This is a genomic window from Solimonas sp. SE-A11, assembly GCF_030345715.1.
Taxonomy (GTDB): Bacteria; Pseudomonadota; Gammaproteobacteria; order Nevskiales; family Nevskiaceae; genus Solimonas_A.
Genome location: NZ_JAUASX010000001.1, coordinates 181705 through 207901 on the forward strand (window position 1 = coordinate 181705; position 26197 = coordinate 207901).

22 protein-coding genes are annotated in these 26197 nt (G+C 66.9%); 9 read left to right on the forward strand and 13 right to left on the reverse strand.

What is annotated here, in order from left to right:
* Nucleotides 1-9: 9 nt before the first annotated feature.
* On the reverse strand, nt 10-237 hold the full coding sequence (locus QT386_RS00965; protein WP_289271858.1) for a DUF2970 domain-containing protein: 228 nt from the start codon (nt 235-237) through the stop codon (nt 10-12).
* Complete coding sequence (locus QT386_RS00970) at nt 234-725, reverse strand: DUF934 domain-containing protein (protein ID WP_289271859.1); 492 nt, start codon at nt 723-725, stop codon at nt 234-236. Before QT386_RS00970 ends, QT386_RS00965 begins: the two co-directional genes overlap by 4 nt.
* Nucleotides 726-929: 204 nt before the next feature.
* Here QT386_RS00970 and QT386_RS00975 point away from each other — a divergent pair, with 204 nt between their 5' ends.
* Nucleotides 930-1619, forward strand: coding sequence for a c-type cytochrome (locus tag QT386_RS00975; RefSeq protein ID WP_289271860.1), 690 nt, complete (start codon nt 930-932; stop codon nt 1617-1619).
* A complete protein-coding gene (locus QT386_RS00980; protein WP_289271861.1) occupies nt 1616-2881 on the forward strand; it encodes a c-type cytochrome in 1266 nt (421 codons plus the stop codon). The genes QT386_RS00975 and QT386_RS00980 overlap by 4 nt, the downstream gene beginning before the upstream one ends.
* Before the next feature lie 22 nt (nt 2882-2903).
* Here QT386_RS00980 and map read toward each other — a convergent pair whose 3' ends face one another.
* From map to QT386_RS01015, 7 genes are all read right to left on the reverse strand, one after another.
* A complete protein-coding gene (gene map, locus QT386_RS00985; protein ID WP_289271862.1) occupies nt 2904-3650 on the reverse strand; it encodes a type I methionyl aminopeptidase in 747 nt (248 codons plus the stop codon).
* An 81-nt stretch (nt 3651-3731) separates the two neighbouring features.
* Nucleotides 3732-5126, reverse strand: a complete 1395-nt coding sequence (locus tag QT386_RS00990) for a hypothetical protein (protein ID WP_289271863.1) — start codon at nt 5124-5126, stop codon at nt 3732-3734.
* 180 nt (nt 5127-5306) lie between these two features.
* Nucleotides 5307-5723, reverse strand: a complete 417-nt coding sequence (locus QT386_RS00995) for a DUF6491 family protein (RefSeq protein WP_289271864.1) — start codon at nt 5721-5723, stop codon at nt 5307-5309.
* A 65-nt stretch (nt 5724-5788) separates the two neighbouring features.
* A complete protein-coding gene (locus QT386_RS01000; protein WP_289271865.1) occupies nt 5789-6970 on the reverse strand; it encodes a family 1 glycosylhydrolase in 1182 nt (393 codons plus the stop codon).
* Nucleotides 6971-7014: 44 nt separating this feature from the next.
* Nucleotides 7015-8199: an AGE family epimerase/isomerase gene (locus QT386_RS01005; RefSeq protein ID WP_289271866.1), complete on the reverse strand. Its 1185-nt coding sequence runs from the start codon at nt 8197-8199 to the stop codon at nt 7015-7017.
* 2 nt (nt 8200-8201) lie between these two features.
* Nucleotides 8202-8822 carry a GDSL-type esterase/lipase family protein gene (locus QT386_RS01010; RefSeq protein ID WP_289271867.1) on the reverse strand — a complete coding sequence of 207 codons (621 nt, stop codon included), beginning with the start codon at nt 8820-8822 and terminating at the stop codon, nt 8202-8204.
* Nucleotides 8823-8859: 37 nt separating this feature from the next.
* Nucleotides 8860-10269: an MFS transporter gene (locus tag QT386_RS01015; protein WP_289271868.1), complete on the reverse strand. Its 1410-nt coding sequence runs from the start codon at nt 10267-10269 to the stop codon at nt 8860-8862.
* A 151-nt stretch (nt 10270-10420) separates the two neighbouring features.
* On the opposite strand from QT386_RS01015, the gene QT386_RS01020 reads away from it, so the two are divergent.
* From QT386_RS01020 to QT386_RS01045, 6 genes are all read left to right on the forward strand, one after another.
* The gene (locus QT386_RS01020; RefSeq protein ID WP_289271869.1) at nt 10421-11065 is read left to right on the forward strand and encodes a TetR/AcrR family transcriptional regulator; all 645 of its coding nucleotides are present in this window, start codon (nt 10421-10423) and stop codon (nt 11063-11065) included.
* Between the two features lie 58 nt (nt 11066-11123).
* Nucleotides 11124-13652, forward strand: a complete 2529-nt coding sequence (locus QT386_RS01025; protein WP_289271870.1) for a TonB-dependent receptor — start codon at nt 11124-11126, stop codon at nt 13650-13652.
* A 1-nt stretch (nt 13653) separates the two neighbouring features.
* Nucleotides 13654-15138 (forward strand): AMP-binding protein, encoded by a 1485-nt coding sequence (locus QT386_RS01030; RefSeq protein ID WP_289271871.1) that lies wholly within the window; start codon nt 13654-13656, stop codon nt 15136-15138.
* Nucleotides 15135-15962: an SDR family NAD(P)-dependent oxidoreductase gene (locus QT386_RS01035; protein WP_289271872.1), complete on the forward strand. Its 828-nt coding sequence runs from the start codon at nt 15135-15137 to the stop codon at nt 15960-15962. The genes QT386_RS01030 and QT386_RS01035 overlap by 4 nt, the downstream gene beginning before the upstream one ends.
* A 29-nt stretch (nt 15963-15991) precedes the next feature.
* A complete protein-coding gene (locus QT386_RS01040) occupies nt 15992-17491 on the forward strand; it encodes a carboxylesterase family protein (RefSeq protein WP_289271873.1) in 1500 nt (499 codons plus the stop codon).
* A gap of 125 nt (nt 17492-17616) precedes the next feature.
* Complete coding sequence (locus QT386_RS01045) at nt 17617-18300, forward strand: helix-turn-helix transcriptional regulator (protein ID WP_289271874.1); 684 nt, start codon at nt 17617-17619, stop codon at nt 18298-18300.
* A gap of 159 nt (nt 18301-18459) precedes the next feature.
* Here the strand turns inward: QT386_RS01045 and QT386_RS01050 are convergent, their stop codons facing one another.
* Both QT386_RS01050 and QT386_RS01055 read right to left on the reverse strand, forming a co-directional pair.
* Nucleotides 18460-19965 (reverse strand): thrombospondin type 3 repeat-containing protein, encoded by a 1506-nt coding sequence (locus tag QT386_RS01050; protein WP_289271875.1) that lies wholly within the window; start codon nt 19963-19965, stop codon nt 18460-18462.
* A gap of 100 nt (nt 19966-20065) precedes the next feature.
* Nucleotides 20066-21631 (reverse strand): hypothetical protein, encoded by a 1566-nt coding sequence (locus tag QT386_RS01055; RefSeq protein WP_289271876.1) that lies wholly within the window; start codon nt 21629-21631, stop codon nt 20066-20068.
* A gap of 711 nt (nt 21632-22342) precedes the next feature.
* On the opposite strand from QT386_RS01055, the gene QT386_RS01060 reads away from it, so the two are divergent.
* Nucleotides 22343-23266 carry a M14 family metallocarboxypeptidase gene (locus tag QT386_RS01060; protein WP_289271877.1) on the forward strand — a complete coding sequence of 308 codons (924 nt, stop codon included), beginning with the start codon at nt 22343-22345 and terminating at the stop codon, nt 23264-23266.
* A gap of 90 nt (nt 23267-23356) precedes the next feature.
* Here the strand turns inward: QT386_RS01060 and QT386_RS01065 are convergent, their stop codons facing one another.
* Nucleotides 23357-24778: an amidase gene (locus QT386_RS01065; RefSeq protein ID WP_289271878.1), complete on the reverse strand. Its 1422-nt coding sequence runs from the start codon at nt 24776-24778 to the stop codon at nt 23357-23359.
* Nucleotides 24775-26160, reverse strand: coding sequence for an MFS transporter (locus QT386_RS01070; RefSeq protein WP_289271879.1), 1386 nt, complete (start codon nt 26158-26160; stop codon nt 24775-24777). The genes QT386_RS01065 and QT386_RS01070 overlap by 4 nt, the downstream gene beginning before the upstream one ends.
* Nucleotides 26161-26197: the final 37 nt, after the last annotated feature.

Genomic DNA, 26197 nt, shown 5'->3' on the forward strand with positions numbered 1-26197 from the left:
CGGCCAGCCTCACTGGCCCGCCATCCGCAGTGCCAGGTGTACCGCGCCGTAGAAGATCAGCGAGACGATGCCGGTCATCACGAATCCCAGCAGCAGGAAGTGCCAGGGGTTCCCATGCGTGAAGTCGCGCTCGCGGTTGCGCGAGCTCTGTACCCCGAAGAACGAGGCCGCGACGCTGGCGAAGGTCTGCATCAGCGTGGGCGTGGCGATGGGGCCGGTCGGCTTGGGCTGGTTCATGTTGTGCTCCGGTGAAGGGTATGGGGGAGGCTGCGCGTGGCCAGGGCCTTGAGGGCGTCCTGCGGATCCTGGCCGGGGGCCAGTTCAAAGCTGTCGAAGCCGCAGCGGCGCATCTGGCGCAGTTGTCCGCGCAGCACATCGCCGAAGGCGCGCAGTTCGCCGGTCCAGCCGTGCTGCTGGCGCAGGCGATGCGCCACCGACAGGCTGCGGGCGTCGCGGAAGCTCGGGAAGCGCACTGCGATCAGCGCCGCCTCCGTCAGGAAGCCGGTGCGGGTTTCGAAATCGTCATCGGGGCCGATCCAGATGCCGCAGGCGCCACCGCGCGGCCGCTGCGCCCAGCTCGCCATATGCAGGATCGGCTTGCGGCTTACCGCTACCGATCCCGGGGCGAGCAGTTGCCATTGGTCCGCGACCAGCCGCGGCTGCCCGTCGATCAGCTTGATCAGGCGGGCGTTGGCGGCAGTTGGCTGGATATCGGCGCGGGGCATCGGGACATCTCCGGTATGGCGTCCAGAGTGCCGTGCCTGCGTCGGGGAGTTAATCACCAGATGCCCCGATAAAACCTATAACAGTTATACGTCAGGCGATCATCTGTTATAGGTTTTTTTGCCGCTTCTGACGACTCACGGCCCTGTCCCGGCGCCGGACAATCACCACCGGCGTCATGGGACGCATGTGGACGAGGTGGGCAGATGAAGAAGCGATTCCAGGCGGCATGGCTCACGGCCCTGCTGCTGGCTTGCGCCGGCACGGCCGGGGCGAACCCGGCGGACCCGATGGCCGAACGCGTGCAGGCCTGTGCCGGCTGCCACGGCGAAGAGGGTCGCTCGGCCGCCGAGTCATACGCGCCTTCGATCGCCGGCAAGCCGGCGGGCTACCTGTATCAGCAACTGCTCGGATTCCGCGACGGCCGTCGCAAGCATGCCGTGATGCAGCAGATGCTGGCTTGGCTGTCGGACGACTACCTGCGCGACATGGCGGCCTACTACGGCACGCGTGAGCCGGCGCAGGTGCCGCGCCCGCCGCGGGCCACCGCCGCCGTGCTGGCGCGCGGGCGCCAACTGGTGGAGCAGGGCGATGCCGCCCGGCGCCTGCCGGCCTGCGCAGCCTGCCACGGAGACCAGCTACTGGGTGTGCAGCCGGCCATCCCCGGCCTGCTGAACCTGCGTGACGAATACCTGCAGGCCCAATTGGGGGCCTGGCGCAACGGCTCGCGGCATGCGCCCGCGCCCGACTGCATGGCCGACATCGCGCGACGCCTGAGCGGCGAGGAGATCGCCGCCATCACCGCCTGGATCGCGACCCGCGAGCTGCCGCAGGAGCATCGCCCCGCGCCGCGCCGCGACCAGCCGCTGCCGATCGATTGTGGAGGTGTGCCGTGAAGACCCTGCTGAAGTGGTTCGCGTTGCTGCTGCTGCCTGCACTGGCCGCCGCACTGTGGCTGGCCTGGCCGGACGTGCGGGAGCCTGCGCTAGTCGAGGGAGCGGCGCTGCCAGCCACGGCCGCGCGGATCGAGCAGGGCCGTTACCTGGCGCGCGCCGGCAACTGCATCGCCTGCCACACGCAGGCCGGGCAGGCGCCGTATGCCGGTGGCCGCCGCATCGGCACGCCCTTCGGCGATGTGTTCAGCACCAACCTGACGCCGGATCGCCAGACTGGGCTGGGGGCCTGGACGCCGGGCGAGTTCTGGCGTGCCATGCATCACGGCCGCTCGCGCGACGGCCGCCTGCTGTACCCGGCCTTTCCCTATACCAGCTATACGCGGGTGAGCCGGAAGGACAGCGATGCGATCTTCGCCTACCTGCAATCGCTGCCTGCGGTGGCAGCGCCGCGGCAGGAGCCGGAGCTGCGCTTTCCTTACAACACCCAGCTCGCCCTGCGCGCCTGGCGCGCGCTGTATTTCCGCCCCGGTGAGCAGCGCGAGGATGCGCAGCGCACGGCGCAGTGGAACCGCGGCGCCTACCTGGTTGAAGGACTGGGGCACTGCAACGCCTGCCATACGGCCCGCAACGCGCTGGGCGGGATCGACCTGGCCCGCAACTACGGTGGTGGGCCAATTCCGACGCTGGGTTGGGAGGCGCCGCCGCTGGCGTCGCCGCAGCCGATGTCGGATGCGCAGGCGGCCGAGATGGTGGAGCTGCTGCAGGGCGGCACCTCGCGCCATGGCGTCACCACCGGGCCGATGGCCGAGGTGGTGTTCCACAGCCTGCAGTACCTGCAAGCCGCGGATATCGATGCCATGGTCACTTACATCCGCAGCCTGCCGCCGGTGGGCGACGCACCCGTGCCGCGCCAGCCGCGCGTGTCGGCCGCACGCAGGGCCGAACTGATGCGCAGCGGCGAGCCGATCTACCGCCAGCACTGCGCCGACTGCCACGGCCAGCAGGGCGAGGGACGCGACTACGTCTACCCGGCCCTGGTGGGCAACCGCATGCTCACGGGGGCTTCGGCCGGCAATGCCATCCGCAGCGTGCTGCTGGGAGGCTACGGCCCGAGCACGGCGCGGCATCCGCAGCCGCATGGCATGCCCTCGTTCGCGCAGCGTCTCACGTCGGAGGAGATCGCCGCGGTGCTGACCTACGCGCGCGGCAACTGGGGCAACGAGGCGCCCGCGGTTTCGCCGGTGGAGGTGCAGCGGCACTGAACCCGCCGCATTGCCATGGCCCTCAGTGCAGCGTCATCACCAGTGGTGAGCCAAGGGTGATGATCATGGTGTGCTCATACTGGGCCGAAAGGTTGCCGGGCGCCGCCATCAGCGTCCAGCCGTCGGTGGCTTCGCGCACGGTGCGGCTCCGGGTCGACAGGAAGGGCTCGATGGTGATGACCATGCCTTCCTTCAGCAGGCGGCGGTCGCGGGGATTGTGGTAGCCGAGAATATCGACCGGCTCCTCGTGCAGCGCACGACCCACGCCATGGCTGGCCAGGTTCTCGATGACGCGGAAGCCATGCTGGCGTGCCACGCGCTCGATGGCGGCGCCGATGCTGTTGATCGGCTGGCCGGCACGGGCCACCTTCATTGCCTCGGCGAGCGCGGACTGCGTGGCCTGGCAGAGGCGCGTCTTCAAGGGGCTGCCCGGCGGGATCGCACGCGTGCCGCCGGTGTCGGCGAAGTAGCCGTCCAGCTCCGCCGAGACATCGATGTTCAGCATGTCGCCGGCACGAATGACCCGCTCGCCGGGAATGCCATGGGCGGCTTCCTCGTTGAGGCTGATGCAGGTAGCGCCGGGGAAGTCGTAGGCCAGCTGCGGAGCGGAGCGTGCTCCCTGTCCGGCGAGCAGGGCAGCGCCGAGGGCATCCAGCTCGCGGGTGGTCATGCCCGGCTCGGCCGCTTCCAGCATGCGCTGCAGCACTTGCGACACGATGCTGCCGATACGCCGCAGCCCGGCGATGTCGTGCTCGCTTTCGATCGTCATGTCCAATGCTCCCGGAGGTTGACGGTCATTCTACGCTTGGCTCCGGCAACGGCCAGCGGCGCAAGCGCCGCTGGCCGGCGCTCAGCCCACTAGCACGATGATGTCGCGACCGCGGAGGCTGGGGGCAGTCTGCATGGCGTAGGCCACGGCGCGCGCGTCGTCCAGCGCCAGCTCGGACTTAAGCTGGCTGCGCAGGTATTGCTGGACCCGGGCACCTTCATCGACCGACACCTCGGGATATTTCACGCGGCCGCTGCCCTTGATCCAGGCATGTTCGCGACGACGCTCGCGGTAGGCCCCGCTCCAGGCCTTCTGCTCGCGGTCTTCCATCGGCTCGTGATCAGGCTCGATCAACACCAGTTCGGCCGAGGCTTCACGCAGGAACGGCAGGATGAAGCCGATGCTGTCCGCGCGACTCTGGGTAGCGGCCACCAGCATCGGGAACACCGGCCGGATGCCGGGGTGCTGCCGGTACTGCATCAGGGTTTCGTGGCCCAGCAGCGCGTGGAAATCGTTGGCCAGCAGGGCGTAGGGATGGGGTCCGGCGCCCAGGCTGTGCACGAAGTGCGTGCTCTCCTCCACCGAGGCCCAGTGTCGCAGGGCGGCGGTGCGGGCGTCGTCCTCGTCGGTGACCTCGATCCGGGCGCCGTGCTTGGTCAACTCCATCAGCAGGGACAGGTCGTCGCGCAGGTCCTGCCGGCGCAGGAAGATGGTGCAGGGCATCTGCTGCACTTCGGCCACGCGTGCCACCGCCAGGCTGTGCTGCTTGAACTCGTTGGAGCACAGCAAGGCTTTCTTCTGCAGCAGCTTGGCGATACTGGCCTGCACCACGGCGTTCTCGAATTCCGGCGTGGTCCGGCGGCTGTCCTCGCGCTTGATCAGTACGCGGGCCTGCTCCCTGTCCGACACCGCCAGCGGCAGCTGCACCAACGGGGTAGGGCGCTGCAGCACGGGAGCAATCGCGGTAAATACCCTCTCATGGAAGCGCGCCTCCCGACGCAGCTCCCGATAGCGCGACGCGAGGCGCTCCAGTGTTTCATGGGCTTCGCCCTGGACCATGTCGCCCAGGCGGCGTTTGCGGGGGGCGGCCGTGACCGGCTCGGGCTCGGCGTCGGGCGTCGGGACCTGGCGGGGTGTCTCGGGGGTGGCCTGATCGAGCGCCTCGCCTTCGTTGAAGGCTGCCCAGAGGCCTTCAACGGCGCTCCAGTCCAGCGCCTGGTTGGCGACCGGCTGCGCGCGTGCGTTTCTGGCAGCCCGGCGGAACAGGTCGCGATTTCCCTGGGCACGGTAGACGTCGAACAGCATCAGCCAGAGATCGCTGCGATCGGGCTGGACCTGGATTGTCTGTTGCAGCAGCAGGGCAATGTCGCCGGCCAGGTCGCTGCCGGACTCGATGTCCACGTGCTCCACATCCATGGTCGGACGGATGCCACGGACCAGCGTGTGGGTTTCTTCGATGCCCGATACGGCTTTCATGGTGTATTCAGGAGGGTTCGTTCTCGTTGTTGGAACCGCCCTTGTACCGTCTTTGCATGACACTTCACCAGAAATGAGGGGTCGTTCACGCGCTGCAGTGAGCAGGAGCGAGTCCTCAGGCGAGGGAAATGGAGTGAGGTCGCGGATTTCCGGGCCGCGACGACGACGGTGGGGACGGCGCTAGGGCTTCGCGCCGGAATCACTCGTGTGCTTCACACGTTTCAGGGTCTCGATCCTGGAGATGGGGCACTGGCTGCGGCCGCTGGAATCCTGGACCACCACGCTGTCCAGCGTGGTCAGCCGGCCGGCTGTGCTGGTGAAGCCCAGCTCCGAGGTGAACAGCAGGCCGGTGCAGGGTGCCATCAGGGTCAGCAGGTAGTCGCTGGAAGGCCCCGCGTTGATGATGACGTGGTTGGCGTCCACCGAGTTCCAGCCGTCCACCCGGTGGTTGAGGATTTCCTTCACTGGCTCGCCGATGACGTAGCCGCGCGCGGCGACGACGTCTGCGATCGGCTTGATCTCCGTGATCGGCGTCTGCGTACAGGCGGCCAGCGCCAGCGCGATGATTGGCATGACTCCAAGGCAGGTCTTGGACACGGGCATCTCCGGCAATGCTGGGGCTGATCTTACTCCGTCCCCGGCGGCCGCCGGCAGGCCGCGTGTCAGCCCAGTACGGGCCTGTAGTCCGGCGGAACGCCCTGCTCCCGGATCAGCTCCCGATAGGCCGCCACGGCATCGGTGGGCCTGCGCTTCAGCTCGGGGTCGGTCAGCACGTCCACGGTGTAGAGGCCGAAGCGAGGGCCGTAGTGTCCCCACTCGAAATTATCGGTGAGGCTCCAGTACATGTAGCCCACCACGTTCGTGCCCTCCGCGCGGGCGCGCTGCAACCAGTAGACGCAGTCACGCAGGGCATCCTCGCGGCGCACGCCGTCCGGGCGCGGTTCGGCGTTCAGGGTCGGCATGCCGCTCTCCGCCACCAGCAGGGGCAGGCGCGGATGGCGGCGGGACAGCTTCTTCAGCGCACGCCCCAGGCCCGAGGGGCAGGGGTCCGCTTCCCAGGAGCGTCCCTTGAGCACCGCGTCGGAAATCCCGCGGTAGTAGTAGTCGATCGCCATGCAGTCGATCTTGTCGGTTACACCGTCGAGGAACAGCCAGTCGGTGAACCACTGCAGCGCCCGCGAGCGCAGGCCTTCGCCCATCCAGACGATGTTGGACGACACCATGGCGCCGCTATCCAGTTGGTGGATCAGGTCGTAGACCTGGCGGTGGGCGCTGACGATGTGCTGGCGCATCAGCTTCACGCCGGCCCACTTCATCTTGCGGTACTTCCACTCGATGAGCATGAAGAATGCGGCTTCGTTGAAGGTCAGCCACAGCTTCACGTCGCTGTAGTAGCGCTCCGCTATCAGGCGGGAGAACGCGACGAAGTCCACGGTGGTCTGCGGGTTGGTCCACGCGCCTTGGTCGGCGACCCAGCCCGGGTACACGAAATGATCCAGGGTGATCAGTGGCGCGATGCCGGCCTGCTTCATGGCCAGGATCAGGTCGTCGTAGTAGGCGAGTTCCGCCTCGTCGATCTGTCCCTTGCGCGGCTCCACCCTGGCCCAGTTGATGCCGATGCGGAAGGTGTTGACCCCCAGGTCCTTGGCCAGGCCCACGTCGTCGCGGTAGCGGTGTCGGAAGTCGACCGACATCCCGTAGCGGTCCTGCGTCGGCGTATCCGCGTTGTAGCGGTCCCAATTGGAATCGACGTTGCCGCCCTCGCTCTGGTATCCGGAGGCGGACACCCCCCAGATGAAATCGGGCGGCAGCGGCTTCAGCGGCGAGGAGTGGGCAGAGCTCATGGACATTTTTCCTGTATTGGTCTGGGTTGCGCGTGTCGCGCGGATCAGGAGAGGACCCGCAGCACTTCGTAGCAGGCGCCCATGGTGTGGTAGTCGACCTTGCCCGCCGGGCTCTTCTCGTCGGTCACGCGGCGGTTGTCCGGTGCCAGGATCCGGAACCAGGCGCCGTAGCGATGATCGACGAAGTGCGTCCAGCTGTAGGACCACAGGCGTTCGTACCACTGCCAGTACTTGTCGTCCCCGCTGCGGTCGGCCAGCAGGGCGGCGGTGGCGATGGACTCCGCCTGCACCCAGAAATACTTGTCGCTGTCGTAGGGCCGGCATTCGCGGTCCACGCCGTAGATCATCCCGCTGTGCGCGGTATCCCAGGAGCAGTCCAGCGCACGGTCGAACAGCTCCCCCGCGCGCCTCAGGCGCCAGTCCGCAGGTTGGTGGCGGTCCAGGATCAGCAGCAGCTTGGCCCATTCGGTCTGGTGTCCGGGCTGGTAGCCCCAGGGCCGGAAGATGTTGCTGCGGTCGCCCTTGTTGTAGTCCCAGTCGGGCGTCCAGTCCGCGTGGTAGTGCTCCCACACCAAGCCATCGGTGGCGGCGGTCTGGCGGTTGACCATGTTGTCGGCCAGCAGGGCGGCGCGTTGCAGGTAGCGCGGCTCGCGCGTGGCCTCGTAGGCCGCAATCAGCGCCTCGCAGGCATGCATGTTGGCGTTCTGCCCGCGATAGCCGCTCAGGCTCCAGTCTGCCGTTGCTTCGTCGGCATACAGCCCGGCCTGAGGTTCCCAGAAACGGGCTTCCATGAGCGCCCAGGTCTCGTCGAGCCACAGCCTGGCTTCTTCGATTCCGGCTTCCACGGCCTTTGCGTAGGCCAGCAGGACGAAGGCCAGTCCGTAGCAGTGATGGGTGCGGTCCTGGGGCAGGCCGTCGAGCAGCGTCCAGGCATAGCCGCCGGTCTGCGGATCGCGATGTGCTGCCCGCAGGAAGTCCAGACCATGCCAAAGGGCATCCCGGTATTGCGGCTCGCCGAAGTGGCGCCAGGCCATCGCGTAGTTGAAGATGAAACGCGTGCTGCTCACCAGGTGGCGCGAGCGCCGTTCGTAGACCGTGCCGTCGTCCTTGAAGTAATGGTAGAAGCCGCCGGCGGGGTCGATGCAGCGCGGATGGTAGAACGCCATCGTCGCGCGGACGTGATCCCGCAGGAACGCCGGAGACCGGAAGTCCGGTTGGGTCTCGGCCATCGTCAGCCCTGCCTGGCGGCGAGCACGTGCGGCGCCAGCAGCTCGCGCCACACCTGGTAGCCGGCGCCCGTCAGGTGGATGGCGTCGTAGGTGAATTCCTTCTTCAGCATGCCCTTGCCGTCGTCCAGGGCCGGGAACAGGTCGATGAAGCCGATGCGGCGCCTCGCCGCGATCTCCTGGTAGCGCTGGTTGAGCGCGCGGATGCGCTCAAGCATCTTGCACGCGCGCGGCATTACTGTTTGCAGGTAGATAGGGCAGCCTGGCAGGGCGGCCTGCAGGCGTTCCACGATGGCTTCGACGTCTGCCGCGATGTCCTCGATGCGCCGTGCCGCGGCGATGTCGTTGCTGCCGATTAGCAGGAAGACTTTTTCCGGCCGGATCGAGATCAGCGGATCCAGGCGCAGCAGCAGGTGCTCGCTGCGTTCGCCGCCGATACCGAAGTTGCGCGTGGCGATGTCCGGGAAGATCAGGTCCCAGCGGGCCTGATGGGTGATGCTGTCGCCGAGAAAGGCGATGCCGCCGCAGCCGGGCACGGCCGCCACCTCGATGCAGCCACGCCAGGCGACCCATAGCCTCCTGGCGAAGAAGCGCTCGAACAACATGCCGATCAGGCTGCGTCTCATGATTATTTCTCCTCGTGCCTGATGATGTGCATCGGCCTCAGGCCGCTGCCGCGCGCCGGGCCTGCAAGGTGGCCTGGTTGTGCTGGTGTAGAGCGCGCGAGATCGGATAGAAGCCGATGGACGCCAGCGCCAGGATCACCATCACGCCGATGCCCAGCACATAGAAAATGCCCAGGCGCTCGACGATGTCCAGGCTGATGGTGGCAGGGTCGGCCTTGTCGGGAAATCCGACGACGGTGAGGATCACGCCCGAGAGGAACACCCCCATCCCGGAGACGCCCTTCTGGATCATGATCAGCGCGGCGAACATCAGACCTTCCATGCGTTGCCCGGTCTTGGCCTCGATGTGATCGGCGACGTCGGCCAGCATCGAGCTGCCCATGATCAGCGCCACCAGCACGGTGGCGCCGATCAGCACGCCCTGCAGGATCAGCCAGGGCAGCATCTGCTGCGGTCCGAGGTCGATGATGCCCAGCAGGCGCAGGCTGATCAGCAGTACGAAGGCGACCAGCGCCAGCGCGTAGGCGCCGATGGTCACGGCCTTCTTGCCAAGGTGGCGGGAGAAGCCTGCCACCACCAGGCCTACGATCACGCCCAGGCCGTAGCCGCCGGCGATGGCGGCGAGCTGCGCGGACTGCAGCTTCCAGAAGTAGGTGTTGACGTAGGTGCCCAGCGCGGTGGAAACGCCACCGGCGATGGAGAAGAAGAACACGCAGAGCACCACGCTGACGTAGGCGCGATCGGTCAGCAGATGCCTGAGCCCTGTGACGAGGCCCTGCTGGTGGTGGGCCGGAGTGGAGGCGATCAGCGAGGGGATGCGGTCATGCGTGCCGCGCGCAGCAACCAGCACGCTGAACAGCATGATGGCGGCGGCTACATAGCCGTACTGCACATAGCCCTCGGCGTTCAGCTGTCCCACGGGCTGTTGCGCAGTCGGCGCCAGGAAGAACTGGAACACCAGGATGCCCATGCCGACCAGGCCGATCGCCATGAACAGCGAGCGGCAGGTGGCGAGCGTGGTGCGCTCGTCGTAGTCGCTGGTGAGCTCGGCCATCAGCGCGGCCGAGGGAATCTCGTAGAGGCTGATGGACAGTCGGACGATGACGGAGGTGACGACGAGCCAGACCATCTGCGTGGTCTGCGAGGCCTCCGGCGGCGCCCAGAACAGCGCATAGGCGATGGCCATGGGCAGGGCGGCGCCGTACATGAACGGATGCCGGCGTCCCCACGAGGAGCGGTGGTGGTCCGACACCTGGCCGATCACCGGGTCCAGCAGCGCGTCGATCAGAGTGGCGATGAGGATCGCCAGGCCCACCTGGGACGCGGGCAGGCCGACCACCTGGTTGTAGTAGAGCATCAGCAGGGCGTTGAAACCCTGGTCCTTGATGCCGAAGGCCAGAGAGCCGAATCCGAAGGCGAGCTTCGTCTTGGTGGGCAGTTGGTTCATGTGCGGGAAATCGGTGCGCAGTCGGCCTGCCCCCGGCGCGTAAAAGGCCTGGAGTCAGATACCGACCCGGTTATTGGGCTAACGAACGGCAGGTTGCATTTCTGGGCGAATGCTCTTATCGTTGCCCCATCGTAGGCTAACGATCGTTCGTATGTCAAAATTCTCCGCCACCCAAAGACGCTTGGCCGCCATCGCCACCGTCCTGCCGCCCGGAGCGACGCCGGAGGGCTCGCGGGGGGTGATCCTGGGCGAGGCCCTGCGCCTGTTCGCGGAGCATGGCTACGGCGGTGCGTCGATCCGCGACATCGCCAAGCTGGCCGGCATCAAGGGTGCGTCGGTGTACTCGCACTATCCGTCCAAGGCGCATGTGCTGGCCGAGCTGATCCGGATCGGCCATGAGGAGCACCTTCGCCGCATACGGTCCGCCCTGCTGGCGGCCAGCCCGGAGCCGCGGCTGCAACTGATCGCCGTGGTGCGCGCGCATGTGCTGGCGCATGCCGACTACCCGATGCTGGCCGTGGTCTCCAATGCCGAGCTGCATGCGCTGCCGTCGGAGTTCGCGGCGCCCATCCTGGAGCTGCGCCGCCAGTCGGAGCTGCTGCTGCTGGAGGTGATCCGGCGCGGCGAGAGCCTGGGCGCCTTCAAGGTCGCGGACACGGAACTGGCCCTGCTGGCGATTGGCGCCATGGGCCTGCGCGTGGCGCACTGGTACACCCCGGAGCTCGACAAGACCCCCGAGCAGATCGCCGATGCCTACGGGGATTTTGCCTGCCGCATCGTCGGCGCCATGAACTGAATCCACCAACCAGGGCGGCACTAGACCGCTTCTGTAGTGCACACGAGGAGAGTTATCCATGCTCCATAAAAAGAGCGCAATGGGCGCGGCTGCCCTGCTGGCTGTCATCCCGGTGACCGTTACGAGCTCCCCCGCTCTGGCGCAGGACACGTCGCTCGACGACATCCTGGAGTCCCTCGATGCGCCGTCGTCGGAGCCTGCATCGCAGCCCGCCGGCAACGCAGCCGCGCCCGCCCCGGCGAGTTCGTCGGCCGATGCTCCGCCGGCCAGCGCCGACACACCCGCAGCAACAGCGCCCCCATCGCCCGCCGAAGTCGCTCCCGAGGTACTGGACACCATTCCAGTGCAGGCCAAGGATGCCGCTGCTGAGCCCACGCTTCGCGACAAGCGGCAGGGCCCGGCGCAGATCGAGGAGATCGTGGTCACCGCCACCAAGCGCGAGCAGTCGATCCGCGAGATCCCGGCCTCCATCTCGGCCTTCTCCGGTGAGAAGCTGGAGAACTCCGGCAGCCTGGACCTCAACGACTTCATCCGCGAGTCGCCGGGCGTCACGGTGGCCCAGGGTGCGCCGGGCTTCTCGCGCATGACCTTCCGCGGCATCTCCACCGACACGCTGCCTTCGGCGGGCAATGCGCAGCCGGTGGGTATCTTCATCGGCGACACGCCCTTCACCGATCCCTATATCGCCAACATCGTGCCGGACCTGAGTGCCTTCGACCTCGCCGGCGTGCAGGTCCTGAAGGGGCCGCAGGGCACGCTGTTCGGCGGCGCGGCACTGTCCGGTGCCATCCGCTACGAGTTGCAGGAACCGGTGCTCGATACCTGGCAGCTGCGCGGCTTCTCCCAGTACACCGGTCCCGATCACGGCAGCACGGCCTTCACGCATGGCCTGTCGGTCAATACGCCGGTCGGCGACGAGGCAGCGCTGCGCCTGGCCTACATCCGCCGCGAGTACCCGGGCATCACCGACGATCTGCGTAGCGGCAAGCGTGACGTCGCGGAATCCTCCGGTGACCAGGTCCGCGCGCAGGCCCTGTGGAAGCCCGGCGACTGGAAGATCAAGTTCACCCACATCACCCAGACCTTCGAGGGCGACAACCAGCTCAACGAAGTACGCTTTGCGGATGGCCCCCGTGCCACCGACCAGTCGGTGCTACCGGCGCCCTCGAAGCACGAATTTGGCATGAACAGCCTGGAAGTCGCCTACGACTTCGATTCCATGCGCCTGGTTTCCCTGACGTCGCACGTCCACCGCGACGCGAATTTCAGCCGCGACATCACCTATGCGCTGGCCGGGAATCCGCCGCCGGGCTATCCGGCGATCGCGGGCGTGCTGACCCAGGTCGTCGACGATTCCAAGAGCCTGTCGCAGGAGCTGCGGCTGCAGTCCAACGACAGCGGCCCTTTCGACTGGCTGGTAGGCGCGTACTTCTTCGACTACGACCTATTCTTCAACATCCTGATCGACACGCCGTTGAACCGCAGCCTGCTGGGGCCTGGAAGCCCGCTAGGCAACAATCCCCTGCTCCAGCCCTTGCTCGATCTGCTGGGCCTGCCCAGCCTGGGGGCGGCCACCTCGCTGCTCGATGGAACCTCGGACGCCAAATCGCAGGAGCGCGCGATCTTCGCGGACGTCTCCTACGATTTCGAGAACGGCCTGACCCTGTCGGCCGGCGGACGCTTCTACGAGACCGAGGTGACCGGCGGCTTCGTCGGCTACGGCCTGCTGGTCTCGGGCAACCAGAACCAGGGCCTGGGATCGGATTCGAGGAGCACGCTGAAGGAGCGGGGCTTCAATCCCAAGCTCTCGGCTACCTATCGCTTCACCGACGACGTCTCGCTCTACGCCACGGCGGCCAAGGGCTTCCGCTTCGGCGGCCTGCAGAGTCTGCCCTCGACCCCCGCCAACGGCGTGCCGCCGACCTACAAGTCGGACACCTTGTGGAACTACGAACTGGGCCTGCGAACGGAATGGCTGGACAACACCCTGCAGGCCGACCTGACGCTGTTTTACATCGACTACAAGGACCCGATCATCACCCAGACCACGGAGACCATTCCGCTGGCCTACAACACCAACGTGTCGGCGGCGGTGAGCCGTGGACTCGAGGCCAACCTGCTGTGGAATACGCCGATCCCCGGCGTCACCTGGTCGGTCTCCGGCGCGATGACCGATGCGCACATCACCGAGGAATTCACGGCCTCCAACGGTGACACGGTGTATCCGGGCCAGGAGATGCCGGGCGCCGCGAAGTACCAGTACAGCACCTCCCTGCAGTCGCTGCTGCCGCTGGGCCGGGTACTGCTGGCACCCAGCGTGGGCTACACCTACATCGGCAAGGGCTACAGCAACCTGACGCACGACGTGGAGATCAACGACTACGGCAGCCTGAACGCCGGCCTGCTGATCGCCACCGAAGGCGTCGTCGGCAATCCGAAGCTCGCCATCAACATGACCAACATCCTGGACGAGGCTGGGGTTGTGGCCGGCGGCGCCGGCAAGACCCTGCTGACGCAGCAGACCTACGAGCAGTACCTGCTCAGCCCACCGCGCACGCTGACCGCGCGCTTCTCCTTCGAGTTCTGACATGGCGATGATCCCTGCCACCGAAGCATTGCAGCGTTGGGCCCAGGCCGATGCACGGCACCCGGCGCTGACCGTCGATGGCCAGACGCTGACGCGCGGCGAACTGGAGCGGCGCAGCAACCGCCTCGCCCGCGAATTCCAGCGCCGTGGCGTGGCCGAGGGCAGCTTCGTGACCATCGCGCTTCCCAACGGCATCTTCTTCATGGAGAGTGCCCTGGCGGCGCTGAAGCTGGGCGCCACGCCGCAGCCGGTCTCCAGCCGCCTGCCGCGGGCGGAGCTCGCCGCCATCGTTGCGCTGGCCTCACCCTCGCTGGTCGTGGGAGCGGAGGCGGCGGATTTCCCGGGTGTGTCGGTCATGGCCGCCGGCTTCCAGGTGTCGCCGGAGCTATCCGATGAACCCCTGCCGGTGAAGACGGCGAAGCACTGGAAGGCCCCGACCTCGGGCGGCAGCACCGGCCGCCCCAAGCTGATCGTCGCCGGCAGCGCCGCGGAGATCGACGAGAACGCTGCGGCCTATGCCATGCCGCTGATGCTGCCGCGCGAGGGGGCGGTGCTGATCCCCGGGCCGCTCTACCACAACGCGCCGTTCACCACGGCGGTGCAGGCCCTGCTGCGCGGCAACCACGTCATCGTCATGCGCCGCTTCGATCCCGCCCAGACCCTGGAGCTGATCGAGCGGCACGGCGTCGGCTCCGTGCTGATGGTGCCGACGATGATGTCGCGCATCTGGAAGCTGCCGGAGTCTGAGCGCAGCCGCCATGACCTTTCCTCGCTGCGCGTGGCCTACCACATGGCCTCGCATTGCCCGGAGTGGCTCAAGGCCGCCTGGATCGACTGGCTCGGTGCCGAGCGCATCTTCGAGCTCTACGGTGGCACCGAGATGCAGGCACTCACCGTGATACGCGGCGACGAATGGCTGCAGCACCGCGGCTCGGTCGGTCGCTGCGTGCTCGGCCAGATCCGGATCGTGGGCGAGGACGGTCGGGAGCTGCCCGCTGGCGAGACTGGCGAGATTCAGGTGCGCGAAGCCGCGGGCGCCCCGCCCAGCTACTTCTATCTCGGCGCCGAATCCAAGCGCGTCGATGGCTGGGACAGCCTCGGCGATATCGGCCGCTTCGATGCCGACGGCTACCTGTACCTGGCGGACCGGCGCACCGACCTGATCCTGCGTGGCGGTGCCAACATCTACCCGGCCGAAGTCGAGGCCGCCATCGACGAGCATCCCGCAGTGCATTCGAGCGCCGCCATTGGCCTGCCCGACGAGGACCTGGGCCAGCGCGTGCATGCCATCGTCCATGCGCACACGCCGGTGACGGCCGAAGAACTGTTGGCGTATCTCGCCTCGCGCCTGGTCAGCTACAAGATCCCGGCTTCGTTCGAATTCCTGGCCGAGCCGCTGCGCGGCGACGACGGCAAGGTCCGCCGCTCCGCGCTGCGTGATGCGCGCATGGCAATCACAGAATCAACAAAGGTCATTGGAACGTGAAGAAGCTTGAAGGAAAGGTTGCCCTCATCACCGGCTCGGGTCGTGGCATCGGCCGGGCTGCGGCACTGAAACTCGCTGCGGAGGGCGCGCGCATCGTGGTGAACGATCTCGACGAAGGCCCCGCCAACGAGGTGGTCGAGGAGATTCGCAGTCTGGGTGGCCAAGCCGTGGCCTGCGCAGGCAGCGTGACGGATGCGTCCTTCGCCGAGCGCTTCGTCAATACGGCGCTGGAGTCCTTCCAGGGACTGGACATCATCGTCAACAACGCCGGCTACACCTGGGACAATGTCATCCAGAAGATGAGCGACGAGCAGTGGGAGGCGATCATCGCCTGTCACCTGACCGCGCCCTTCCGCATCCTGCGTGCAGCCCAGCCGGTCATCAAGAAGCTCAACACCCAGGACCGCGAGGCCGGACGCCACGTGGTGCGCAAGGTGGTCAACATCTCCTCGGTGGCCGGCCTGTTCGGCAATGCCGGGCAGATCAGCTATGCCGCCGGCAAGGCTGGCATCGTCGGCATGACCATGACGCTGGCCAAGGAATGGGGGCGCCTAGACACCACGGTGAACTGCGTCGCCTTCGGCTTCATCGAAACGCGCCTGACCGTTGCCGCAGGCTCCGGCACCACCGCCAACATCGATGGCCGCGAGATCAAGGTGGGCATCAACCCCGGCCTCAAGGAATCGATGGAGCGCAGCATCCCGCTGGGGCGAGTGGGCACGCCGGAAGATGCGGCCGGCGCGATCTATCTTTTCTGCCTGCCGGAGTCGGACTACGTCAGCGGGCAGACCTTGCTGTGCAGCGGCGGCGTGACTGGCATCTGAAGGACGAAGGCTCCATGGAGCAGGCAACAATGACAATGAAAACGGTGGAGCGCGTCACCCGGCTCGGACGGGTGCGGGGCATCGAGCGCCTTGGCGTGGAAACCTACCGGGGTCTGCGCTACGCCGAGCCCGCGCAGCGTTTCCGGTCGTCCGTGCTGGCCACCTCGCCGTGGCAGGGTACCTACGACGCCACCAGCTTCAAGGCGATGGCGATGCAGCCCGAGATTGTCCCGGAGCTGTACGGCCCCGTGCCGGAGGCGGCATATTCCGAGGACTGCCTGCTGCTCAATATCCATGCGCCGCAGGCGCCCGCCGACGGACCGCGACCGGTGATCTTCTTCATCCACGGTGGCAGTTTCACCGGCGGCAGCGGCCATTGCTATGACGGCAGCGCGCTAGCGCGTGGCGCCGAGGCGGTGGTGGTGTGCATCAACTACCGCCTCGGCCTCTTCGCGGCGCTAGACCTCGACTGGCTCGGCACTGATCGCGACGGCCAGGGCCAACTGTGGCTCGGCGACCAGATCACTGCCCTGCAGTGGGTGCGCGACAACATCGCTGACTACGGTGGCGATCCCGGCCGGGTCACCATCATCGGCGAATCGGCCGGCGCCGTTTCCGTCGCAGCACTCTGCGCCGCCCCGGCCGCCAAGGGACTGGTGCACCGCGCCGTCGCCTGCAGCACCGGCTACATGGTCCCCGAGCCCTCCAGAGACGTGGTCGGTGTGATGGCCAAGGCGCGTCGCAAGACGCGTAAAGAGACCGTCGCCTACCTGAAGGCGGCCCCCTCCCAGGAGTTGATCGCCTACCAGAGGCGCGGCAAGCAGCTCTCCCCAGTACCGGTTTCCGGCACCACGCTGCTGCCGGGACAAATGAATGAATTGATCCAGGCTCGCGGCCCTGAGGCCGTGCCCCTGATCGCAGGCTACGCCACCCATGAGGGCGTGTCGCTGGAGCTCATGGTCAAGGCCGCCACCGGCCTGCCGGGCTTCGTCATCAGCATCATCGGCCACCTGGCCTCGCGCGGCATCGCCATGCACGCGGCCAAGGGCAAGGCCAACGTCAAGGATTACCTGCGCCGCCTGAAGAAGGCCACCGGCCACATCGGCTTCGGCAGCGCCTTCAACGACCTGGTCTGGACCGACGGGTTCCGCCGCGGCGCCGTCGACTATGCGGAAGCGACGACCAAGGCCGGCAGCCGCGCCTGGGTCTACGCCATGGACATCCCGATGCGCTTTGCCGGGCAGTCCATCCCATCCAGCCATGGCATCGATCTGGCGCTGACGTTCAACGTCAGCGACGATCCCGGACATACCGTCCCGAGGTTCATCGACCATCCGAAGGCGGCCGAGATCGAGCGCCGCTGGGTGTCCATGCTGGGCCACTTCGCCCGTCACGGCGAGCCGGGAACATCGCTGGGCCAATGGCCGTCCTATGAGCCGGTGCAGCGCGCGTCGATGTGGGTGACCGCTGACGGATGCCGCGTGGAACGCGATGCCGAGGCACTGTTTCGCCAGCAGGTCTGGAAGTAGCAGTAGGTCCGCCACTGCTCTGGATAGAGCGGGGCGGTATCTGGAGGAGACGTGCATGAAGTCCAAGCGAAGCCCTGCGCCGGCCTGCGACGCAATGCCTGAATCACATCATCCGGTGACGGCCGATGTCGCTGCTCTCTAACGACTGGGGTGTGGCGGAGCCGGCAACGGCCCATGGGCTTTTCAGCGCTGTGCCCGAGGCCCTCCATTCACCGGCGGTGCGATCATGGGTGGTACCCCTGGTCCGTCGGAATGCCAGCGGCGAACTGGCGGACGTGTTCAAGGCCTTCCTGGAGAGCTCCCCGGAGGCCCTGGTGTTCTTCGACCGGCTGGGTACCCCGTTGTGGTCGAACCGGCGCGGCGAGGCGCAGCGCCTGCGCTGGAATCGTGGACTGGGCCCGGAGTCCGCGCAGCTGGCGCTGCCACAGGCCCTGTTTGCGGCACTGGAGTCCGGGCCTGGGCCCTTCTCGCTGAAGCATCCCGCGCGGCCCGGCTTCTCGGCCGACCTGATGCCGATGCCGGACGGCGGCTACGTGCTGCTGCTGCGCGACACGCGTGCCGAGGGCGAGACCACCCACTATTCGGCCGAGGCCCTGGCGATCCTGCGCAAGCTGACATCGTCGGAGCAGCGTGTTGCCCGGCTCGCGGCCGAGGGCCTGCGCAATGCCGATATCGCCAAGCGGCTGTGCCGCTCCAGCCGCACCATCGAGAACCAGGTGGCGAGCATCTGCCGCAAGCTGGGTATCTCCAACCGGGTGCAGCTGGCGAGATTGCTGGTGGGTGAGACGTCGCGTCCTGGCGATGCCTGAATGGCATCGCCAGCGGTGGATCACGGGCAGCCATGGAGGGCTGCCCCGGAGTTCAATCAGGTGGCCAACGTCTCGCCATGGATGGCGCCCCGCAGCAAGCAGGCAAAGAAAAAACCCCGCCGGATCACTCCGGCGGGGTTTTGATTTGCCGCAGTTCGCTTACTCGAGGACCTTCAGCTCCACGCGACGGTTCTCCTCACGACCGATCTCCGTATCGTTGGAGTCGATCGGGCGGGTCTCGCCGTAGCCCACCGGGTTCATGCGGCTGCCCGGGATGCCACGGCCGGCCAGGTAGGTCTTCACCGAATTGGCGCGACGCTCCGACAGGCCCAGGTTGTAGTTGTCCGAACCCACCGAATCGGTATGGCCTTCCAGGTCCACGCGGATGGCCGGGTAGGCCTTCAGCGTCTCGCCGACCTCGTTGAGGATCAGCTTGGCCGGCTCGGTCAGGCGGTCGGAGTCGAACTCGAACTTCACACCGCGGAGGATGAAGTTCTTGTCCAGCGCGCAACCGTTGGCGTCCACCGCCTCGCCCGGACGCGGCGTACGGCAATCGCCGGTCAGCGCGCAGCCGTTGGGCAGCACCTTGGCACCCGGCGGCGTGCGCGGGCACTCGTCGAGGTAGTCGGGGATGCCGTCACCGTCGGAATCCAGCGGGCAGCCATCCGGACCCACCGCCACGCCCTTGGGCGTCGCCGGGCACTTGTCCATGAAGTCGGGGATGCCGTCGCCATCCGAATCGGTCGCCGGGCAGCCGTCCGGACCCACGATGGTGCCCTTGGGGGTGTTGGGGCACTTGTCATAGGCATCCGGGATGCCGTCACCGTCGGAATCGATCGGGCAGCCGTCCGGGCCCACCATCACGCCGCGCGGCGTGTTCGGGCACTTGTCCAGCTCGTCGGGCACGCCGTCACCGTCGGAATCCGCCGGGCAGCCGGAGGCATTGACCACCGTACCCTTGGGGGTGCCGGGGCACTTGTCCAGGTAATCCGGCACGCCGTCGCCGTCGGTATCCACCGGGCAGCCGTCCGAGTACACCGTCACGCCCTTGGGCGTATTGGGGCACTTGTCCAGGCTATCGGGCACGCCATCACCGTCGGAATCGTTCGGGTCCGCGCCGAACTTGTAACGGAAGCCCAGGCCCACGTCCCAGAGATAGAAGGTCGCGTCCTGCACGATGCCTTCCTGGCTGATGAAGTCCAGGTTGTAGCGGGCCTGGAAGCGCAGGTCCCACCAGGGCGACATCTGGAACATCGAACCCAGGCCCAGGCCCACGCCGGCCCCGCTGAGCGACTCGCCCAGGAAGTCGATGCTGTGGGCGTTGACGCTGGCGATGGCGAAGGGACGGATATCGGCCTTGTCGTTGGCGAAGTACTGCAGCAGGTTGGCGCCGAGCGTCAGGCGCTCGTAGTCCTTCTCCGCCGGCAGGCTGGAGACCGACAGGCTGCTGTAGTTGCCTTCGATTTCGAAACCGGTATAGCGGCCCAGCGCCCGGCCTACGCTGATCGAGCCGGCGATGCCGCTGTTCATGTCCTGCTTGTCGGCGAACACCCCGCCGATCGAGGGCGACACGTACCAGCGCTGGTCGTACTTGCCCGCGTCCTGCGCGGAGGCGGCAGCCGCCCATAGCGTCGCGGCCAGGGCGATCCATCTTGTTTTCTTCATTGCTTGTCTCCGGCGAAGGCTCCGCGTGGAGCCTCGCTGCGAATCTCGATTGGGTTCGTGGTCATGGGGCGCTGGCGGCGTCCCATGACCATCGAAGCTCTTACTCACTCAGGCAGGCAGCGCTCACGCGCACCGACTTGGACAAGTTGGCCTGCAGCACGCCCGCATTGTTCCCCAGGCGCAGGCGGCGATACTCCACCCCGGCTGGCGGCGTGAAGGAAACCCTCACCGTATCCAGGCCCGGCACCAGGTGCAGGCCCAGCAGCGTCAGCTCCAGCGCATTGCTGCCGCCATCGCCCAGGCCTGAAGCGGCTACGCGGCCTGTCACCGACGACACGCCGTCGGCGTCCGAGTGCAGCGACACGTACAGCTGGTTGAACAGACCCAGGTTCAGCACCGGGAAAGTGCCCGGATCGAGCGCCACCAGGAAGCTGACAGGCTTCGGCGCCGGGCCGGTGTTGATCGCAGCCTGCTCCGGCTTCAGTGCCACGTTGATCGCGGTCTCGCCGCCCAGCAGAGCTACGTTGTTGGTCAGCGTCGCGTAGTTGCTGCTGTCGGCGTCGATGACATTGGTGGCATCGTTCGCGGAGCAGATCAGGCACAGCACCGGCACGAACCAGCCGTTGGCCACGAAGCGGTCGTCACGCGCCGGGGCCGCGCAGGCCTCGTCCGCCACGCGCAGTGCGCGGGAGGCGGTGACCGCCGCGTTGCTCTTCAGCGCCGCAGCGAGCGTCAGGCTGCCTTGCTGCTTGCCGGTGACATTGCCGCCGGCATCCACCGTCGCCAGCGGGGTGCCGGCCGGAGACAGGCTCCAGTCCAGCAGGCTGTCCGCCACCACGCCGACCGAGCCGTCGGTGAAGATGCCGATCGCCACCGCCTTGCGCGTGGCGTTCTGCACCACGTCCAGCGGCGTCGTGGGCGGCGTGTCGGAGGCGCCCGGCACCGGAGCATCCGACCACTGCAGCTGCTTCAGGCTGGTGACCGAGGCCGCCGTGACCGTGATCTGCGCGAGGGCGCTGAGCGGCAGGCCGTTGTAGGTGACCGGCAGGCTGCCGTCGGCGTTGTACAGGCCTGCCTTGAGCTGCGCACCGCTGGAGAGCGCCACGGCGGTGGCTGTGGTCGTCGGGCCCTGTGCCGGAGTGATCTCGACCGCAGGATCCGCCGTCCATTTCACCTGGTTCAGCATGCTCTCGATCAGGCGCTCCTGGCCGTCGGTGTAGATGCCGTAGGCAGCAAACGACGCGCTCTGGCCCAAGGACAGGTTCGCCTGCGAGCTGCCGCTGGGGCCGCGCACGATCAGCTGGCGCACGACCGGTGCGCCGACCGTCAGGCTGGCCGACGCGGTATGAGCCGAAAGGCGCGCGGTGATGTTGGTGTTGCCGGCGCCCTTGCTGAGCGCGACGCCCGCGGCGCTGACCGAGGCGATGGCCGGATCGGCCGCTTCCCAGGACACCACGGCGGTGAGTTCCCTGGTCTCACCCGTGCCACCCGGCGGTGCCGTGTAGTGGCCATAGGCACGGAACTGCCGCGATTCTCCCAGCGCCAGCGTATTGCTGGTGGGGCTGACGCTGATCGACTCCAGGCCCGCCGAGAAATCAGGGCTGCTGGCGCCACCGCCGCCGCAGGCCGCCGTTGCCAGCACCCCGAGTATCGCCAGGCCTCTCACCACCCTTCCTAAACCCACCCTTCCAAGAGCGTTCATCTGTTTTCCTTTTTAAGCACATCAATTGAAGAAGCGATTCCCGGACGACCACCGAACTGCCAACCTTGGTCCTCCGGCAACAACATCCCCCGCGGGGCTGCTCTGGGCGCCCTCGTTATGATTTCGAATCGATGAGAACCGGCTCCGCGCGCAGCGAAATTCCGGCCGGCAGCCCGCGCTCACGCGTGGCGGGCGGTGTGTGCCTGAAAACGGGTTCTATGCTTGCCGCATCCCTGTTTCGCCCCTCATTCCGTTGAATGGCCAAGCCTGCAAATCATCCGGTCCCGGTCCGGATGAGAGGCGCGAAGGAGGGCAGGCATCGGCAACGCAGGCCCCCGGCGGATTTGCGGGCGCGCAGCTTGCAGCCTGCACTCGCAAAGGCAAGGCGGATGTTGGCAAAACCAGTAACTCATGTTGACTGCCAAATGACCATCGGCGGTTTCAAAGCGATAAGCGGACGATCGGTTGATTTTTGCGGGATTTCCAGCGGTGCCAGGGGATTTCATGACATTTTCTATCCACTCGACCGGCCGAAATTCGTGGGCCCTCATTCGCAAGACAGCGGGGGGTGATGCCAGTAGTGCGCCCCGGACGCTAATCTCGGATAGGGACAACATCGCCATTGCTTTTCTGCGACATTCTCTGATCGAAAAGCCGTTCCCGGGACAAGGAAACATGACCGCGCTTCCTCGCAGCTATCCCATCGGCACTCCCGGAACCCCGTGGGGCGAGGCCGAGAAGACCACTTGGTTCTCCCGGCAGCAGCATCTGCGCAGCTACGAGGCCGACGTCCTGGGCGTCATCCGCGAGCTGGAGGCCAGCTGCACGGTCGCCCAGTATGGCCAGCTTGAATACGGCGCACGCCACTATCCGCTGTATTCGCTGAAATCCGCAGGTTGGCGACCGGAGTTGCCGGTCGCCCTGATCACCGGCGGGGTGCACGGCTACGAGACCAGCGGCGTCCACGGCGCACTACGATTCGCGCTGGGGCACCTGCATCGCTACGAAGGGCGCCTCAATATCCTGGTCGTCCCCTGCGTCAGTCCCTGGGGCTACGAAACGATCCAGCGCTGGAATCCCGATGCGCTCGATCCCAATCGCTCGTTCCGCGAAAACAGCCCGGCCGGTGAATCCGCCGCCCTGTTGCGTCTGCTGGCATCGGTTCGCGAGCGTGTCCTGCTGCACATCGACCTGCACGAAACCACCGACACCGACGAGTCAGAGTTCCGGCCGGCCCTGGCGGCGCGCGACGGCGTAGCCTTCGTCCCGGACGTCATCCCCGATGGCTTCTACCTGGTCGACGATACCGACGCGCCGCGTACGGACTTCCAGAGCGCCATCATCGACGCCGTGGCCAAGGTCACCCATATCGCACCGTCCGACCCGCAAGGCCGGATCATCGGTGCGCCGGTGGTCGCTCCCGGCGTGATCCGGTATCCCCTCAAGCCTCTCGGCCTCTGCGCCGGCATCACCGATGCCGCATTCCGGACCACGACCGAGGTCTACCCCGACAGCCCCAATGCGGATCCGGAGGGATGCATCCTGGCCCAGGTCACGGCGGTGGGCGCGGCGATCGACTTTGCGCTGGCACACGAATAGGGTGCGATGCCGCCGGGGCGGCGGCCGAAAACCCGTTCTGGCCCGGTTGAGGGCTCGAATCCCACTTTTGCTTTTGGCGGATAGGGAGCATCAAAGGCTGATGGGGGGGCGGCGTCCCTGCCATGGCCGCGCAGCTTCCCATTGAGAAGCGAGGCGCAGAAGAGTCGCTTCATCGCCCATCGACGTGACGACCTGCACGCCGACCGGCAGCCCTGAGCGGCCCTGGTGCAGTGGGACCGAAGCGGCCGGATGTCCGGTGAAATTCAGCAGCGGCGTGAAGAAGGCAAAGTCGGACAGCGCCCGGCGCAGGTAGCTCGCCACATCCTCATCGCTGCGCGAAGGGTCGAACTGCCCGATGAGGGGCGCGGGCGACACACCGGTCGGCATGATCCAGGCATCGAATCGCGCGAGAAAATCGTCAACGGCCCACTTGGCGGCCTGGATGATCGCGTCCGCCTGGAAGACGTCGCCGGCGGTAAGGCCGTTGGCGAAGTCACGCATGCGCAAGGTCATGGGCTCCAGGGTCCCGGGACCGGCGATGCGGTTCGTGGCCTGCTCGATCAGCGCGATGCCGCGCGGCAGGGGCATGGGCCAGGCCATCATCAGGGTCTCCATCAGGGGCAACCAGTCGATCGGCGGAGAGGCTTCCTCCACGATGTGGCCGAGATCCTCGCAGAGACGTGTCGCTTGATCGATGGCCTCGCGGCAGTCCGGGTGCAGGGGCGTCGACATCGGGGAGTCTCGAGTGACGGCGATGCGCAGCTTCCCCGGGGGTGCTCCCACTTCGGAGAGGAAGGCCCGCTCCGGCGGCTTCACCCAGTAGCGAGAGCCGGGAACCGGCCCCTGCAAGGCATCGAGGAAAGCGGCGGAGTCGCGGACGCTACGGGTGGTGACGTGGAAGTGATGCAGCCCGAAGGGCCCCCCATCGGTCGATGAGCCGTTGGGGTTGCGGCCGCGGCTGGGCTTGAGCCCGAAGGTGCCGGTGCAATGCGCCGGACCGCGGATCGAGCCCCCACCATCGCTGGACGTCGCCACCGGCACCACGCCTGCGATGACCGCGGCGGAAGAGCCTCCGCTGGAGCCGCCTGGCGAGTGATCGAGGTTCCATGGGTTGCGCGTGGCCCCATGCAGCAGGGACTCGGTCACGCAGTAGGCGCCGAATTCCGGAGCCGTCGTGGCTCCGATGGCCGCGATGCCGACAGCCCTGAGCCGCTTCATGTACTCGCTGTCCTGCGCCGCCGTCAGGCCGGCACCCAGGCGGGAGCCCAGGACCGTCGGCTGTCCCCGGGCGCCGCAGCCTTCCTTCACCAGCAGTGGCAATCCCGAGAACGCCCGACCGGCGACGAACTCGGCCGGCGCGGCGGGGCCGGACATGAAATTCAGCAGCGGATTCAGCTTCTCGATGGCGTCCAATGCGCAACGCGTGATTTCGGCAGTACTGACCTCGCCGCGCTGCACCAACTCCATCAGGCCAATGGCGTCATGGGATGCGTACTCACGCAGGGTCATCATGAGTCGGGGGCTTCCATCGTGGTGGCCTTGCTGGCCTGCTTGCTGATGGGCACCAGCCACAACAATACGCCGGTCGTGACCATGCCTGCTCCCGGGAGCCAGGCGACGATCCATTTCAGGCCCGACACCGCTTGTGGCGAGAGGTCCGCGCCGGATCGGGTGGCGTCGAAGCCGAGAAGTCCCAGCAGCAGCAAACCCGCGCCGGCCGCCAGTGCGCTGCAGCCCTTGAGCACCTGCCCCTGGAAGGACATGTACAGGCCTGCGCGCTCCACGCCGAATTTCTCGCGGCCGTAATCGATGGTGTCGCCCATGATCACCGGGGCGACCACCAGCGAGGACAGCAAGCCGAAGCCGACGAGGCAGTTGATGACGGCGATCACCAGCACGCCGGAGTTCGGGGGCGCCAGTCCCAGGCCCACGAAGGAGACGCCCGCGAGCATCATGCCGGCGGCCCAGACACGCTGGCGCGGATAGCGCTGTACCAGCAAGCCCCAGACCGGTATGCCCAGCATGCTGATGGGAATGGTCAGCCCCAGCACCGCGTTGACCTCACCGGAGAGCCCCAGGAAATTGGTGAGATAGAGCAGCAGGACGCTGGTGGGAAGGCCGCCCATGAAACTGCTCACGGCGACGATGCCGACCAGCTTGAGCAGCGGGCCATTGCCCGCGATGGAGGCCCAGATGTGTCGCAGGCTCTCACGCTGGGGCTTCATCTCTGCCGCTGCCTGTTCCAGGCCCGGCCGCTGGTCGGGGATGCGCCAGAGCGTCACCAGGATGGGCAGGGGGATGACGACGGCGATCAGCACGGCGCAGAGGCGCAACATCTGCATGTTCGGCTCGGCGGTTTCCAGAAGGCCCAGGGCCTTGCCCAATGGACCAACGGCGTAGAACAGGACAGCGCCCAGCAAGGTAAACATCGCGACCCAGGTGACGATACGCGCGCGATGGGCCGCCTGCGGCGAGTACTCCAGGATCCAGGCCTTGTAGGGAATCTCGATCAGGGACCAACCGATGTTCGCCACCAGGAACCAGGAGGCGTAATAGGTGATCGTGACCTGCGCGGGCGGTCGGAACAGGAACCAGATGGCGATGACCGAAACGACCATTCCGATGCCGATCCAGATCTTGCGCCCACCGCCGTTCTGCTTGCTTCGATCGGAATGAAAGCCGATCAGGAAGTCGGTGCAGAAGTCGATCAACCGCACGACCAGGAGGCCGATGCCGAGCGCGGTGAGCGTCAGGCCGGATTCCTTGGCGTAAATGCCCTGCAGCAGCGACTGGGCGGGCGCCTGCATGAAGGCTTGCAGGATGCCGGGCAGTGCGAATACGAACAGCAGGCTGCGCGTCAGTGGGAAGACGGCAGCGGCCAGGGGTGCGTTCATGCAGTTCTGCTGGTTTCCGTAAAAGACTTCACGTTCA

What these genes read in the sequence shown, in the direction of transcription:
- QT386_RS00965 (WP_289271858.1), bottom strand. Translation starts at nt 237, where the DNA reads ATGAACCAGCCCAAGCCGACCGGCCCCATCGCCACGCCCACGCTGATG.
- QT386_RS00970 (WP_289271859.1), bottom strand. Translation starts at nt 725, where the DNA reads ATGCCCCGCGCCGATATCCAGCCAACTGCCGCCAACGCCCGCCTGATC.
- QT386_RS00975 (WP_289271860.1), top strand. Translation starts at nt 930, where the DNA reads ATGAAGAAGCGATTCCAGGCGGCATGGCTCACGGCCCTGCTGCTGGCT.
- map (WP_289271862.1), bottom strand. Translation starts at nt 3,650, where the DNA reads ATGACGATCGAAAGCGAGCACGACATCGCCGGGCTGCGGCGTATCGGC.
- QT386_RS00990 (WP_289271863.1), bottom strand. Translation starts at nt 5,126, where the DNA reads ATGAAAGCCGTATCGGGCATCGAAGAAACCCACACGCTGGTCCGTGGC.
- QT386_RS01000 (WP_289271865.1), bottom strand. Translation starts at nt 6,970, where the DNA reads ATGAGCTCTGCCCACTCCTCGCCGCTGAAGCCGCTGCCGCCCGATTTC.
- QT386_RS01005 (WP_289271866.1), bottom strand. Translation starts at nt 8,199, where the DNA reads ATGGCCGAGACCCAACCGGACTTCCGGTCTCCGGCGTTCCTGCGGGAT.
- QT386_RS01010 (WP_289271867.1), bottom strand. Translation starts at nt 8,822, where the DNA reads ATGAGACGCAGCCTGATCGGCATGTTGTTCGAGCGCTTCTTCGCCAGG.
- QT386_RS01015 (WP_289271868.1), bottom strand. Translation starts at nt 10,269, where the DNA reads ATGAACCAACTGCCCACCAAGACGAAGCTCGCCTTCGGATTCGGCTCT.
- QT386_RS01020 (WP_289271869.1), top strand. Translation starts at nt 10,421, where the DNA reads ATGTCAAAATTCTCCGCCACCCAAAGACGCTTGGCCGCCATCGCCACC.
- QT386_RS01025 (WP_289271870.1), top strand. Translation starts at nt 11,124, where the DNA reads ATGCTCCATAAAAAGAGCGCAATGGGCGCGGCTGCCCTGCTGGCTGTC.
- QT386_RS01030 (WP_289271871.1), top strand. Translation starts at nt 13,654, where the DNA reads ATGGCGATGATCCCTGCCACCGAAGCATTGCAGCGTTGGGCCCAGGCC.
- QT386_RS01040 (WP_289271873.1), top strand. Translation starts at nt 15,992, where the DNA reads ATGACAATGAAAACGGTGGAGCGCGTCACCCGGCTCGGACGGGTGCGG.
- QT386_RS01045 (WP_289271874.1), top strand. Translation starts at nt 17,617, where the DNA reads ATGTCGCTGCTCTCTAACGACTGGGGTGTGGCGGAGCCGGCAACGGCC.
- QT386_RS01050 (WP_289271875.1), bottom strand. Translation starts at nt 19,965, where the DNA reads ATGAAGAAAACAAGATGGATCGCCCTGGCCGCGACGCTATGGGCGGCT.
- QT386_RS01060 (WP_289271877.1), top strand. Translation starts at nt 22,343, where the DNA reads ATGACCGCGCTTCCTCGCAGCTATCCCATCGGCACTCCCGGAACCCCG.
- QT386_RS01065 (WP_289271878.1), bottom strand. Translation starts at nt 24,778, where the DNA reads ATGATGACCCTGCGTGAGTACGCATCCCATGACGCCATTGGCCTGATG.
- QT386_RS01070 (WP_289271879.1), bottom strand. Translation starts at nt 26,160, where the DNA reads ATGAACGCACCCCTGGCCGCTGCCGTCTTCCCACTGACGCGCAGCCTG.